We start from the raw sequence: 14780 nt of genomic DNA, 5'->3' as shown, positions 1-14780 counted from the left end.
TAAGAAGTCGTGATATTTCCACTTTTAATCTATCAATGACTTTTTATTTAACGAGTTTAATATTTAAATATGACTTCTTATTTAACGAGCAGAAATGTAACTATGAAATTAAATAAATTCAGTGCACGCATTACCGAACCCGCTGCGCATGGTGCAGCACAAGCAATGCTTTATGGAACAGGCTTAAACGATGACGATTTTAAAAAAGCGCAAGTGGGAATAGCTAGCATGTGGTACGAAGGAAACACATGCAACATGCACCTGCTCGATTTATCGGAACACGTAAAAAAAGGTGTTGAGGATGCTGGGCTTGTTGGTATGCGTTTCAATACAATCGGTGTGAGTGATGGTATTTCTATGGGCACAGATGGGATGAGCTTTTCTCTCCAATCCCGAGATCTCATCGCCGATTCCATAGAAACAATCGTCTCTGCTCAGTGGTATGATGGCTGCATTGCCATTCCTGGTTGTGATAAAAACATGCCCGGTTGTCTCATGGCATTGGGTCGTCTAAACCGCCCTGGTTTTATTGTCTATGGTGGAACAATTCAACCAGGTAAGCTGAATGGAAAAGATATCGATATCGTGTCTGCATTCCAATGCTACGGCGAATTTTTAGCTGGAAAAATAAATGATGAAGAACGAAAAAAAGTTTTGAAAAAAGCATGTCCTGGAGCTGGCGCATGTGGAGGAATGTACACTGCAAATACAATGGCAAGTGCTATTGAAGCGTTAGGAATGAGTTTACCTTACAGTTCTTCAACTCCTGCAATCGATAACCTAAAAGTACAAGAATGTTTTCAAAGCGGCACTGCCATGCGCAAACTTTTAGAGAAAGATATTAAACCGTCCGATATTATGACGCGCAAAGCTTTTGAAAATGCCATGGTGCTCATCACAGTCTTAGGAGGCTCAACCAATGCTGTTTTGCATTTAATTGCTGTCGCCGATTCCGTAGGTATTCAGTTAACTCTGGATGACTTCCAAAATGTAAGTAACAGAGTGCCTCTTCTTGCTGATTTCAAACCCAGTGGCAAATACACCATGGCCGACCTGCAAAAACAGGGTGGCACACCAGCTGTTATGAAAATGTTGCTTGAAAATAATTTATTACATGGAGATTGTCTTACAGCAACAGGACTAACTCTTGCTGAAAATTTAGCACAAGTTCCAGGCCTACATCCTGAGCAAAAAATCATTCATTCCCTCAGTGACCCGATAAAAAAAACAGGGCATTTACAAATTTTAAAAGGAAATTTAGCACCCGAAGGCTCAGTTGCTAAAGTAACAGGGAAAGAAGGTTTATTTTTCCGAGGAAAGGCAAGAGTATTTAATTCCGAAGAAGAAATGCTTGCAGCACTTGAAGATAAGAAAATAAAAAAAGGCGATGTTGTTGTCATTCGCTATGAAGGGCCAAAAGGTGGACCCGGTATGCCTGAAATGCTCAGCCCCACCTCTGCAATAATGGGAGCTGGTCTCGGCAATGACGTTGCTCTTATCACCGATGGACGTTTTTCTGGAGGTTCCCATGGATTTATCATAGGCCATATCTCCCCCGAAGCCCAAGTCGGTGGTCCCATTGCACTAGTCGAAAATGATGATATGATTTCAATAAATATTGAAACCAATTCTATCCATTTAGAAATATCTGACAAAGAATTAAATAATAGAAAAGAAAAATGGATCATGCCACCCTATAAAGTAACAAAAGGAACATTGTTTAAATATATAAAAAATGTTTCGTCGGCAAGCCTTGGCTGTATAACGGATGGTGAGTTAAGTTGAAAGAATTTTTTTCAACTTGATTCCCATTTCAATTTCGAAAATAAAATATAATCTGAAAAAATTTAAAATTAAATATTTTCTTGTTATTTAAAAATTCCTATGTTATTAATTTTTTTCTATATTATTTCAAGGGATTTATTTTGCTTTATACAATAAAAATAATTTAAACAAATAATAGCGAAAGAAAATATTCATGAAAGACATAAACAAATTTTAAATAATAATTATTTATAATTAAAAATATTAATCAGCATCGGAGACAAAGAAGTATGATCCATAAAAAAAATATTTTACTCACTATTTTTATGGTAATATTAAGCACCAATTCTGAAGCAAAAACGATGAAAAATAGCGATATTATATTGAGCATTTCTTCTTTAGCAAAAACCCCTTGGGAAGAGCAAGCAGGAGCAGATGCACGCGCAAGCATTACAGCAAATGTTCTGGGGCAACTAATTGAAATAGATGAAAATCAAGGGTTTATCTCAAAATATTTAGATATGTTTAATTGGGACTTTAAGAATCAGCAATATATTCTTAAATTAAAGCCAAATTTAAAATTTCATAACGGGAGAGTTGTCAACTCGCAAGACTTAGAGTTTTGCCTACTTCGCCCATATTTAGCCAAGAATGCTAATGAAAGCTCAACACTTTTTATGAACATTTTTGGGCTTGATAAAATTAAACGCGGCGATACCTATAAAAGTGGTATGGTTGAAGGGATTAAAATAATAAATAATACAACAATAACTGTAAAACCAAAAGCTCCAAATCCAACCTTTTTATATACAATATCGAGACCAAATTACTCATTGGTTCCTTTTGAAGAATTCTTACCTGACCTATTAACATGGAAAAAATGGCCCGTAGGAGTTGGCAATTATAAAATCAAAGATGCAGATATTGAAAATGGTATATTTACTTTAGAATTAGTTAATAATGAATTAAAGAATGCACCTAAAATTGTTTATTTTGAAACAAAGAATAAAAATAATCCTGACATTTTTTTTGAGGGATTTCCTTCATTTAAAAAAGAAAATTATATTGAAGAAAAAATTTCTGGCTATTCAAGCAAAAGAGTTATTTCATTTAATTTCAATTCAAAGCTTGGTTCTGACTTAAACTTTCGTAAAGCAGTAGAGCTTGCGCTAGATAGAGAAGTAATTGCGAGAAAAACAACTTTAGATAGCGAAGCACTTTATGAAGTCATACCTCCAAATAATATTGGAAGAATAAATATAAAATCTGAAAAAAATCTTGAAAAAGCAAAGTTACTTTTCAAACAATCTCTCGGTGATGATTATAATAAAAAAGTTTTTTTAATCCCCAATACTATCGATGAAATAATTGGTATTGAGTATAAAAATGAAGTTAAAAAACAACTTGCTGATGCAGGTTTAAAAGTTGAATTCAAAACCTACTCAAAAACCTTTAATGTCTTTGAAAATGAATTTTCTCACGCACCATTCCGACTTAAATCCCAAATAACTGATTTCTACGAACCTATTTTATTCTTTACATTCTTTAAGAGCACAAGTCGTCTTATACAAGAAAGACCCATAGATAAAAAATTTGATGATCTTTTTACTGATGCACAACTGTCACCCAGCATAGATATTCTAAATATTAAATTGAAAGAACTTTCAAGTTATGTTGATTCTGAAAAACTTCAAATTACTCTTTTTGCTTTACCAGCAAAAGTTTTTTATAATAAAAATAAAATACAATCAGTAGGTTCACAAGCAGGAGGAAGTATATTAAGACTTTCAAATATAAAACTTAAAGAAAACTATATAAATTAATAATATAATTTTAAGGAGTTTTTTTGCTATGAATAATAGGAGTATCACTTTTTATATAGAAAATCTCTCGAATGTCCCTTGGGAACAAGCCGCAAGTGCAAAAGCGCGACACCATTTCGAAGTCAATGTCCTTGGCCAATTGTTAAGATTTAAAAATGGAAAGCTACACTCGGATTTCTTAGAAAGATTTGAACACAATGAAGAAAGTAATACTTATATATTTACACTAAAACCCAATCTTTATTTTCACAATGGGCGCTCAGTTCATGCAAAAGATCTCGAATTCAGCTTAGTCCGTTGCTTTTTTGCCTCTAAACCCAATGAAGGATCGATGGAAAATTTTGATATTTTAGGACTTGATAAAATAAACCATGGAACCCCCTATGCATCTGCAATAGTTAGAGGTATTAAAATACTCGATGAATTAAGCCTATCTGTTCAGTTAAATGAAAAAAATATTCTCTTTTTAAACTCACTTTGTCAAACCAGTTATTCTTTAGTTCCACAAGAAGAATTGTGTGAAGACCTAATTGAATGGAATAAATGGCCTATTGGAGTGGGAGATTATAAAGTAATAGAAAGTGATTATGAAAATAAAATATTTACTCTTGAACTTGTAAATGAAAATTTAAATAATCAACCAAAAATTGTCTATTTTTCTACAAAATTAACCCAAAATCCCGACCTCAGCAATGCAAATTTAAATTTTGCCAATGACCCTTATTATAAAATTGCAGAGTTAAATTGCTATACAGGAAAAAGGCTTATTTTATTTAATTTCAATCATAAATTTTCTAAGCAGTATAACTTTAGAAGAGCAATTGAATTGGCATTGAATAAAGAAGATATTGCTAAAGAAACTAAAAGAAAAAGTGAAGAATTACATGAGATTCTTCTCCCAAAAAGCATTGGTAGAAGCGAAAACACAGTGAGCCAGAATATTGAAAAAGGGAAAATGCTCTTAGAAATGTGCTTGGATGCAGATGAGAGAAATAAAACTTATAAAATTCCTATTTCAGCAGATTCGTATTTAGGTAACAATTATAAGCTGACTATTGAAAAACAATTGCAAGATATTGGACTAAAAGTAGAGTTTGTTGAGTCGGATAAACTTTGGCATGTTTTCTATGATGAATTTACAGATTCTCCGTTTCGTTTGTGTTCTCAGATTGCAGACAATGATAATCCTATTCTCAACTTTTCCTATTTTCGCTCTGCTAGTGCACAATTTTATCAACATCCCAACGATATTTCCTATGACAAATTATACTGTAAAACCCAACGCTCAAAAAGCACTGAAGAGTTAATTCAAAGACTGAAGGAATTGTCTGAAAATATTTCAGACAGTACTGTTGCTATTCCACTTTTCTGCTTTAAAGAGAAAATCTCTTATAACTCGCAAAAAATTCAAGAAATATCTCCGGAGCAAATGGAACAAAATATTCTTCATTTTTCAAATATTGTGATGAAGACTTAGATTTTTTATGCAAGAAAAAAAGCTTAAAAATTATATTCTTAAAAAAAATAAAACAGAGGCCAAGCGTGCCTTTTTTGCAATATTACTTTTCATTACGTCATTATGGGCAGTGTTTTTTTGGAGTGCATATATTGTAAAATCACAAGATATTGCCAATTCTCTTTCCTTTGGACTGACAAACTCGCTTGTCATAGGCAATACTTTTTATATAGATAATACACTCAACTCACTTAAAATGGGGAATAATTTTGATTATATTAAAATAATATCACAAAATGACCTGAGCAAAGAAAAACATGAAGTTTTTTCGCTTGAACCCAATCACTCTATCGACAATACTTTAGTCAAAATAACGGACGAGTATAGTATAAACAGCAATTTTGTTTTTTTATATCATTTTCCACTTCAATCAAATGAAAGAGAAATTGGCGAGTTAATCTTAGGAAAAAAGCTTGATATATTTCTCATTTTTACATCTTATTTTTTATGCACTATTCTATCATTTATTATTTATTTTTATAAGAAAAAAAGAACTATCCAGACCTATAAAAAAATCACAGATCCCATTTTCAATATAGAGGAGAATATTAAAAAAGGGGATTTATTTTATAATAAAATCTCTGAATTTATAGAGATTAATAATTTATATAGCTGTCTATGCAAATATAATGAAAATATCTTAACCGCTTTAAATACAATAAAAGAGCGGGAAAAAGAAATTGAAAAAATGTCCCATTTTAAATCCATGGTCGATACCATCAAAATGATTATCCATGATGTGAATAAACCTTATACACTCATCTTGTCACTTTTAACTTCCATAGATAAAATAAAAAATAAAGATGAGCAAAATAAATTAATTAAAATTGGGAAACAAGAAATACACGCTTCGCTGGAATACATTCAAAATATATTTAAAGATATTATATATTTTGGTGAAGAAGTAAACTGTGAAATCCAATCTATTTCTCCCACACATCTTCTTGACAAATCTCTTGTACAGATTTTCTCACGGATAAATAACACATCTATTTCTATTAGCTGGGATTTAAAACACAAATATTCTATAAAGGCTGACGAATACAAAATTCTTCGTGTGCTGAATAATATATTTGACAATGCCATCAAAGCTATGAATAAAATTGGTTCTTTAAAGATATCAACTCAAGAGATCATAATCGATAATAATAGATTTATAGAGTTTAGTATCATAAATTGCACCTCATCGACTCTCCATGAAGATCCAAATAGAGTTTTTGATAAATTCTATACGAAAGGAAAAAACTCTGGCACTGGCTTAGGTTTGGCAATAGTGAAACAAATAGTTGAAAGCCACAAAGGCACTGTGAATTTTAGTTCAACTCCTCAACAAAATGAAGTCGAACTCACCTTTACAATTCCTAGTTGCCAGCAAGATGACAGTGAGATACCTAATATCGAATTATTCGATCACTCTTCTTTGTATAAAAAAATACAGTCCCATGAAGAACTTTTTCATTCGGAAGAAATTTGCATATACCAAAAGATAAATCACATTCTAGCAAATAATAAAGAGAGCGCGAAAGAATTTATAATTCTGCATATTGATGATGATATTTCTTATTTAAACTATATTGAAATTCTCTGTCAAGAACTTCTTCATAATATTAAAATCACAGTAATAAGTAAAAAAGATCCATTTGAGGGATTAAAATATTTTTATATACACACTGTTCATTTTGTTCTCTGCGATATTGATCTCAACCATTCAAAAATAAACGGATACGATATCGCTAAAAAAATAAGAAATTCAAATTCTGAGGTAAAAATATATTTGCATTCCAATCGGATAGGGGACGATATTCTTAAACAGACGTTTGAAAGCGGAGCCGATTCATATTTAGCAAAGCCAATGGAATCCATTCATATTTTAAAGATTGTTTTGAATCACTTGGAAAAAAATGAACAATTGACTATTAAGAATAGTGCTAAACCAGTCGTTATTGTGATAGATGACGACGAATTTTATTTAGATTGTTGGAAATACGCATTGCATGATTCTGAGTGCTATACATTTTCTGACCCTGGAGAAGCTTTTGAATTTTTAATAAACAATCTAGATAAAGTTAAACTTATCATTGCAGACTACTTTTTTTGTGGCGATAAAAAAAATATTATTGAGCACAAGTTCGTTGCAGCCTGTAGAGATATTGGTTATCATAAATCCATATTACTTAGCAGCAGTCTCAATGTATTTATGCAAAATGAAGTTGCATTATTTGATGGGGTTTTAGAAAAAATCCCTATCTCTTATGCTGAGATAAAAGATAAATTTCCGCATAAGTTTAATTGAAAAATTATTAAACTACTTCATTTCTATTTTTGCCACATCTAGAATATGCGCTTGATTTTGTGCGCCTAAACTTTTTATTTTATTATTATTATAAAATATCGCATTTTTTATTTCAAATAGAGGAACTGCATAAGTCTTTTCAATAAAATATTTTGATAAAATCTTTACACTCGCCACCCGCTCCTCTTTTGAGGCTGCTTCTTTTGCTCGTAAATATAATGAATTAAGCTTTTCATCCTGTAATGGTCTTTCATTCTTATAGGGAGAATCAAGTGTATAAGCGCTAAACGCAATAAGAGGATCATTCATTGTCGTTAATGTGCCTGCTAATCGGAGTGCAGTTTGCTGCCCTGTGATCTCAGAAAAAAATTTATCATTGCTTGGATAAAAATTGATTTTAAACCCATATCTACTTAATTGCAATTTGATATTTTCTGCTACATTCTTTTTTTGCGGAGTTATCTTTTTCCCACTATAAACTGATAAATTCCACTCCTTTTCTCGCAAATTTTTTGGTATAAGTTGATAATATTGACTTGCCAATTTGGGATTATAAGGGTCGAGGGCCTCAATGCGTCCCCAATAGTGCTTCGGCAAGGTTTCATAAGCTTCAGTAGCACCAACGATACTTTTAATCAACTCTGTCCTATCAATTGCAGCATTAATAAATTTTCTAAAATTTTCATTATTCCTTAATTCTATATTAAAGTTGAAATTAATAACATTCATACTAATTGAATTTTTTGACTCAAATAATTTATATTTTTCAATATTTTCGCGCTTCGAATTGAAGGCCAATATATCACATTCTTTGCTAGTATCATATTTTGTATAGAAAAAAACTTCGTCCGGACCTGTCTTTAAATCTTTCTGAACTTTAATAAGCTTGGTTTCTCCATCATGATAACCTGGTTCCACTATTTTATATGGTCCAGCACCTACTGGATATTTTTTCCAAGTCATATAATTTTCTTCTAAAGCTTCCATAGCAACCAAAGAAAAATAAGGTTCTATCAGCGAATATAAAAAATCGGGGTTTGGTTCTTTTAGTTTTACGGAAAGAGTTAAGTTATCTATGATCTTTACTCCAGAAACAAAACCGCTCTTGAATTTTGTAATATTCTGCTTTTCTATCTCTTCGAGTCCTTCTATGTTACCAAAATACATTTTAAAATAATTTATTCTTTTTGTAAAAAATCCTCTTAATAAAGAGAACTCTAGATCTTTCGAGTCAGCCAGTCTGCCATTGTGAAAATAAGTCTTATCTCTGAGCTTAAGAATATATTTTTTTTCTTTAAAATCGTAGTATGCTCTTTCTAATATTCTAGGATAAATATTATAATATTTATCTATATCCATTAGTTGCCCTAAAATAGCTACATTGAGAGTTGCTAAGGTGGAGCCAGGAGAGTTTTCTGCATATGGATTGTCGTGTGTTTCATGGAGTAAGATCCGCATTTTTTCACTCGCATATAAGTTTGAATTAAAGCTTAAAAAAGTCAAAATTAATATTTTATAAATCATATTTCTCTATTCAGATCAGGTTGGGTCATGGTGTGGCGCATGCGACAATTTAATATTATTTATAAGATAATTCGGTCTTATATTTTCTAACAGCTGACTCATCACTTTATCTTCTAAATCTATTTCATCTTTATATAAATTAACTGTATTAGAACGCAAATATACTTCAAAAATAAAAACGCTATAAAGAATACTTATGAAAGTGACAGATTTATATAGACTAAAAATTTTCACGAGATACCTCCTTGTTCATAGTAAGTGATAATGCTGAATTCATTTCTTGTAATATGAGCTCACCTAATTCTGTGAATTCAATATTTTTAAAAACATTCAAACCAATTTCCAAATTCCTCTTTAAATCATTATTTTTATTTATTATAAATATCTTTTTATTATTGCTTTTAAAATTCTTATTTTTAAAAAAATAATAAGAATATATATACATAAAATATGTGGCAACAAGCGCATGAAAACTCAACGCTATAGGTCGTTCAACTTTCTTAATTACAGAATAGACCAATAAATTAGATTCCGTTTTAAATATCGGATCTGCATTTTGATATAGAAAATAAACCTGATGCGCCAATTCATGGACAATATTTATTGCATACTCTTCTTCAAAAAATTCACTTTTCTCTGGAGGAATTAAAAAAACACCACCCCGAAAAAAATGTGTACTTAATCCTGCTCCAGTCATCTTGGCAGCAATAGTTCTTTTTAATGGGTAGATTAGATTTATAATAAGTAATATATACTTTTCAAATAGAAAATGTGTTTTGTATATTATTTCCAAAACTTGTTGAGTTTCGCAGAAAAATTTATCAATATAATCTTTATCAATTGTTTCAATTTGCCAATAAAAATATGTATTCGATTTCAGAACCCTATCTGAACAATTAATAGTATTGATAAATTTATCCTGAATTTTATTCAATAGAACTAGGTCATTAACGACCAGAGTTTCATTGAATCGATCATTTTCATTTATAAAATATGGATAACACTCCTGCATGCACATCCATGGCTGATATTCAGAATGCATAATAGGAGAAAATTGGTTGACAATTTCAACTTGTTTGTTATCAAGTTTAGATTTTAATTTATAAATCTTTTCATATGCTGAAAAACCTAAAAGCCATTTACCGATATCATTCATTATATTCTTCTATTCATATATTTATAATTAAAAGATACAGAGAATCTATCTTGGAAAAATTACTAATAACACAATAAAAAATTTCTCTCAATTAAATTCTTTAGATTTTATTGGTTATCTCTATGAAATCACCTTCACTTTTTGGGAATCTTTTACAAAAAAATATTTTCTGAAGCCGCCTCAGTATTCTATTTGTTAAACAATCAAAATAATGCTAATAGTTTTTTTTATGGAGAAAAACATGACTTCTTTAAAGAAAAATGTTCTTATAATTGGCGGCACAAGTGGTTTAGGATATTCGATCTATCGTGATTTAAGTACAGAAAATAAGAACGATGTGTTTATTATTGGAAAAAGTAATAGAAACAATTTGAGTAAAGAAAATTTTTTATCCATTGATATTTCCACTGAAGATTTTATGGATAAGGTTAAAAAAAATTATATAAACATAAGTCACTTCGATCTCATAATTCATTGTGCAAGCCCCTATGGCGAAGATAAAGTGCCAAATGCAAAAGAAATGCATGATTTTTATAGGGTAAATGTTTTCTCTTTTTGGCAATTAGTTACACATTTCATAGAAAATAAAATGTTAATTGAGAATAGTATCGTAATCAGTGTGGGCTCGACAGCGGCTTTAAAACAAGTGGACTATTTTAATCCAGCCTATGTTCTAGCAAAAAATTCACTTATGCAAAGCTCCGATATTTTCCAAGAAAGATTCTTCACTTTAGGGATAAAATTTTGTCATATTGTGCTAGGTTCACTTGGGCAGGATCTCGTACTCCACTCCGATATTATGAAATATATCCATTTTTTAAATTCTGTGTCGAATGGATGTTTTCCAACAAGAATTATTTTAAAGTCAAAGACTGAATTCAGCTAATAAATCATTATCTCACTTTAGAGAATGAAAATTAAGAATTATTTTTTACCGAAGCACCAATTATTTTCCCTTTCACTTTGCCGCTATTGGAAATAATGACATTTCCTCTGCCACTTTCAAATTCTATATTTCCTTCCACTGTTGAATTATTTATATATAAATACTCTTGTTCATATTTATCATTTTTATTTTTTCTAAAATAAATATTTTTTGCTAAAACACTATCATATAATTTAACAATTTCTGCAGTAACTTCTATTTTGTCTTTAAAGATAGTTTCTTTAGCTGTTAAATCGCCTAAGACATAAGTCTTTCCACTGATTATACTTTGCCCTGAAAATTCAGTTTGACCTGTAATACTGATATTTTTTGATTTTATTTTCCTAGCATTAAATTTGCCAGTGATATCCATATCACCTAAACTTTCAACGTTCTGAAGTTTCACTTTGCCTGTATTTTTAAAGTCCCCTGCAACAAACCCATTTTCAACATAAACATTGCCCGTATTGTCAAAATCAGCTTGTATTTTACTATCAATCAGTTCTACAGAACCTGTGTTTTCAAAAATTCCGCTTATAGTGACCTTGTCTAAACTCACATGGCCAGTGTTTGAAAATGCCCCTTGGATTTGACTGCCAATTAATTCTACAGAACCTGTATTCTCAAAATTTTTACTGACTGTGACATTTTTAAAAGCAATTGATCCTATATGCATGACACAATCTATTTTTTCATCCTGCATTTTGATAGGTCCTGTTCCACTTAGACAGGCAAATGCACATGTTGAAAAATAAAGACTGAATGCGAATATTGAAAATTTCATATTGTCTCCTGAAATAAATTCTAAATCAACTTAAATATTTGGATTTTTATAATATAATTATTCTATTTTATCAAGAAACTTATTAAAATACTTATCTCTTGCGATATATAGCAAATCTCACTCTTCATTTCTTTCAAATATATTCCAAAACAACATATCTAACTAACTTTAATAGTATAAATATACTTTATATAAAATTTATATATATAAAGTATAAATTTAATTAATATTAAGATTTAATTATTCAATATACAGATACATAAATATCAATTTCTTTTTCTTATTGATCTCATTTCTTAAAAGATGTATTTAAAATACTTCTTTTGAAAGGGTATCCCTCTGCTTAGAAATATCCTTTTAATTGAGAACAAAATTTTAATAGAAATATTTGGAGAAATTTATGGCAATCAAAAGATCAATATTAAAAAATGATAAGTCAATTTTCATAGTTAAGTTAAATTTAGATGCGAATGATTTTATACCAGAACATAGTTCTTCAGCAATTGTAACCGCTACGGTCACATCTGGACTAGGAATATTTAATGTTGGTGGTATAGAAAATAAAATATGCAATGGTAGCTTTATTTATTTGAAACCAGACGAAAAACACTCTATTAAAGCTGTCGAATCATTAGAAATTATAGTTCACCATATAAATATTAATCACAAAGTTACTAATGAAGCAGAACACATTTGTGGAATGACAAAGAATTAAAGAATATTAAAAAAGGAATTTTTATGTCTCACAAACGACTGATTATATCATTAATCATAATGGTAAGCGCATCATTTATAACTCTTTTGTATGGTGGGAGGGAAATATATTTAAAAGAGCCCCCAATTCCTAAGGCCTATATTACAAAAGATAATCATATTTTATTTACAGAAGATCAAATTAAAAATGGGCAAAAAGCTTGGCAGTCTATTGGTGGACAAGAACTTGGATCTGTATGGGGACATGGTTCATATGTTGCTCCAGACTGGTCAGCAGATTGGCTACATAAAGAAGCTGTTGCATTGCAAGAAATTTATTCACAGAAAAATTTTAAAAAAAGCTTTAATCAACTTGATGATGAAAAAAAAGAGATAATTAATACAAAGGTAAAGTTAGAGCTTAGAAGAAATACTTATGATAAAGAAACAGGTTTGTTTACTCTCTCAAAAGAACGATCAGATGCAATAAAAATTGTTTACAATGACTATTATAAACTATTCTCTTCTGATAAATCTTATCAAAATTTGCGAGAAAAATATGCGATTCAGGAAAATATTCTTCCAAGTGATTTAAGAAGAGAGCAGTTATTATCATTCTTTTTTTGGAGCGCATGGTCTTGCGTAACAGAGAGACCTGGAGAAAAAATATCTTATACTAACAATTGGCCACACGATCCTTTAGTTGGAAATACCCCAACAACAAGCGCTTTTATATGGTCGTTTGTGAGTATTTTATTTTTAATAGGTGGTATTGGAGCACTTGTTTGGTACTATGCGTCGCATGAGCAACAAGAAAACATAGAACCACCAAAAATTAATTTTTTAAAAAGCATAACTATTACTCCTTCAATGAAATCAACATTAAAGTACTTTTATATAGTAGTGCTCCTATTTTTATTGCAAGCTGTTTTTGGTATTATTACAGCTCACTATGGTGTTGAAGGCCAAGCATTTTATGGATTCCCATTAGCAGACTACTTACCTTACTCTTTAACGAGAACTTGGCATAATCAATTAGGAATATTTTGGATCGCAACAGCATGGCTCGCAACTGGTTTATTTATTGCTCCACTCATATCCGGATTTGAACCCAAATACCAAAAATTGGGGGTTGATTTTTTATTTTATTGTTTAATTGTAATTGTTTTGGGTTCGTTCATAGGTCAATGGTTTACCATTCAACAAAAATTAGGATTTTCAGCAAATTTTTGGTTTGGCCATCAAGGCTATCAATATGTTGATTTAGGACGTTTTTGGCAAATATTTTTATTTATTGGTCTCATACTTTGGCTAATACTTATGATACGTGCAATTATACCTATATTTAAAAAAGTGGAAGAAACAAAAAGTATTATCTTTTTATTTTTAATTTCATGTGTTGCCATTGCACTATTTTATGGTGCAGGATTTATGTGGGGACAAACAACGCATTATGCTCGAGTTGAATATTGGCGCTGGTGGGTTGTTCATCTTTGGGTTGAGGGTTTCTTTGAAATTTTTGCCACAACAGTAATATCTTTTTTAAGTGTAAAATTAAATTTAATAACTCCAAAATTCGCAACAAAATCTATTTTGTTTTCCACTTTTATATTTCTAATTGGGGGAATTTTAGGAACATTTCACCATTTGTACTTTACTGGAACGCCCACAGTTATCTTGGCTTTAGGTTCAAGCTTTTCTGCACTTGAAGTTGTTCCCTTATCAGTTGTTGGCTTTGAAGCTTATTCAAATTATAAAAGTGTTAAAGATAAAGATTGGATTAAACCCTTTAAATGGCCAATATACTTTTTTATTGCCGTTGCATTTTGGAATTTAGTTGGTGCAGGTGTTTTTGGATTCTTTATCAATCCACCAATTGCTCTTTATTACATGCAAGGATTAAACACGACACCAGTTCATGGCCATTCAGCTCTTTTCGGAGTTTATGGTTTCTTAGGATTAGGTTTGATGTTCTTTTGCTTGAAAATATTATTCCCAAATAAAATCATCAGCGAAAAACTAATGAGTTATATTTTTTGGAGTTTAAATATTGGACTAGCAGCAATGGTATTAATCAGCTTATTGCCTGTCGGACTTATTCAATTATTTCATAGTATAAATACTGGTTTTTGGTATGCGCGTTCTGTTGAAGTTATGCAAACAGATTTAGTAAACTTTTTTAAATGGCTTCGTGTATTTGGGGACTCATTGTTTTTTATTGGTATTTTACTACTTGTATGGTCTATGAAATACTTTACAATCAAAAAGAGAAAAAAAATTGTTACCAAAATTTAAGGATTAG

The 14780-nt window shown here is 30.7% G+C and carries 11 protein-coding genes; 7 read left to right on the top strand and 4 right to left on the bottom strand.

The genetic code is table 11. The features are described from left to right. The first annotated feature begins 102 nt into the window (after positions 1-102). From ilvD to H7355_RS05175, 4 genes are all read left to right on the top strand, one after another. Complete coding sequence (gene ilvD, locus H7355_RS05190) at positions 103-1785, top strand: dihydroxy-acid dehydratase (RefSeq protein WP_222435666.1); 1683 nt, start codon at positions 103-105, stop codon at positions 1783-1785. A gap of 269 nt (positions 1786-2054) precedes the next feature. Beyond that, the gene (locus tag H7355_RS05185) at positions 2055-3587 is read left to right on the top strand and encodes an ABC transporter substrate-binding protein (protein ID WP_186645655.1); all 1533 of its coding nucleotides are present in this window, start codon (positions 2055-2057) and stop codon (positions 3585-3587) included. Positions 3588-3615: 28 nt separating this feature from the next. Next, a complete protein-coding gene (locus tag H7355_RS05180) occupies positions 3616-5064 on the top strand; it encodes an ABC transporter substrate-binding protein (RefSeq protein WP_186645654.1) in 1449 nt (482 codons plus the stop codon). 7 nt (positions 5065-5071) lie between these two features. After that, positions 5072-7396, top strand: a complete 2325-nt coding sequence (locus H7355_RS05175) for a hybrid sensor histidine kinase/response regulator (RefSeq protein WP_186645653.1) — start codon at positions 5072-5074, stop codon at positions 7394-7396. A 12-nt stretch (positions 7397-7408) separates the two neighbouring features. On the opposite strand, the gene H7355_RS05170 is transcribed toward H7355_RS05175, so the two are convergent. The 3 genes from H7355_RS05170 to H7355_RS05160 form a co-directional block, all read right to left on the bottom strand. Beyond that, complete coding sequence (locus tag H7355_RS05170) at positions 7409-8854, bottom strand: ABC transporter substrate-binding protein (RefSeq protein WP_186645652.1); 1446 nt, start codon at positions 8852-8854, stop codon at positions 7409-7411. An 81-nt stretch (positions 8855-8935) separates the two neighbouring features. Continuing rightward, positions 8936-9079: a hypothetical protein gene (locus tag H7355_RS05165; protein WP_186645651.1), complete on the bottom strand. Its 144-nt coding sequence runs from the start codon at positions 9077-9079 to the stop codon at positions 8936-8938. 61 nt (positions 9080-9140) lie between these two features. Then, entirely contained in the window at positions 9141-10076 is a 936-nt protein-coding gene (locus tag H7355_RS05160; protein WP_186645650.1) for a hypothetical protein, read from the bottom strand. 241 nt (positions 10077-10317) lie between these two features. Here H7355_RS05160 and H7355_RS05155 point away from each other — a divergent pair, with 241 nt between their 5' ends. Then, positions 10318-10962, top strand: a complete 645-nt coding sequence (locus H7355_RS05155) for an SDR family NAD(P)-dependent oxidoreductase (protein ID WP_186645649.1) — start codon at positions 10318-10320, stop codon at positions 10960-10962. A 31-nt stretch (positions 10963-10993) separates the two neighbouring features. On the opposite strand, the gene H7355_RS05150 is transcribed toward H7355_RS05155, so the two are convergent. Next, positions 10994-11785, bottom strand: coding sequence for a hypothetical protein (locus H7355_RS05150; protein WP_186645648.1), 792 nt, complete (start codon positions 11783-11785; stop codon positions 10994-10996). A gap of 400 nt (positions 11786-12185) precedes the next feature. On the opposite strand from H7355_RS05150, the gene H7355_RS05145 reads away from it, so the two are divergent. Together H7355_RS05145 and H7355_RS05140 are read left to right on the top strand one after the other, a co-directional pair. Beyond that, on the top strand, positions 12186-12500 hold the full coding sequence (locus H7355_RS05145) for a hypothetical protein (RefSeq protein ID WP_186645647.1): 315 nt from the start codon (positions 12186-12188) through the stop codon (positions 12498-12500). A gap of 23 nt (positions 12501-12523) precedes the next feature. Then, positions 12524-14773, top strand: coding sequence for a nitric-oxide reductase large subunit (locus tag H7355_RS05140; protein WP_186645646.1), 2250 nt, complete (start codon positions 12524-12526; stop codon positions 14771-14773). Positions 14774-14780 lie beyond the last annotated feature (7 nt).

The sequence above is a fragment of the Fluviispira vulneris genome, from assembly GCF_014281055.1.
Lineage (GTDB): Bacteria > Bdellovibrionota_B > Oligoflexia > Silvanigrellales > Silvanigrellaceae > Silvanigrella > Silvanigrella vulneris.
This window is presented reverse-complemented; position numbering and strand designations above follow the sequence as displayed.

Coding starts and splice junctions, on each gene's coding strand:
- ilvD (WP_222435666.1), top strand. CDS start 103: ATGAAATTAAATAAATTCAGTGCACGCATTACCGAACCCGCTGCGCAT.
- H7355_RS05185 (WP_186645655.1), top strand. CDS start 2,055: ATGATCCATAAAAAAAATATTTTACTCACTATTTTTATGGTAATATTA.
- H7355_RS05180 (WP_186645654.1), top strand. CDS start 3,616: ATGAATAATAGGAGTATCACTTTTTATATAGAAAATCTCTCGAATGTC.
- H7355_RS05175 (WP_186645653.1), top strand. CDS start 5,072: ATGCAAGAAAAAAAGCTTAAAAATTATATTCTTAAAAAAAATAAAACA.
- H7355_RS05170 (WP_186645652.1), bottom strand. CDS start 8,854: ATGCGGATCTTACTCCATGAAACACACGACAATCCATATGCAGAAAAC.
- H7355_RS05160 (WP_186645650.1), bottom strand. CDS start 10,076: ATGAATGATATCGGTAAATGGCTTTTAGGTTTTTCAGCATATGAAAAG.
- H7355_RS05155 (WP_186645649.1), top strand. CDS start 10,318: ATGACTTCTTTAAAGAAAAATGTTCTTATAATTGGCGGCACAAGTGGT.
- H7355_RS05150 (WP_186645648.1), bottom strand. CDS start 11,785: ATGAAATTTTCAATATTCGCATTCAGTCTTTATTTTTCAACATGTGCA.
- H7355_RS05145 (WP_186645647.1), top strand. CDS start 12,186: ATGGCAATCAAAAGATCAATATTAAAAAATGATAAGTCAATTTTCATA.
- H7355_RS05140 (WP_186645646.1), top strand. CDS start 12,524: ATGTCTCACAAACGACTGATTATATCATTAATCATAATGGTAAGCGCA.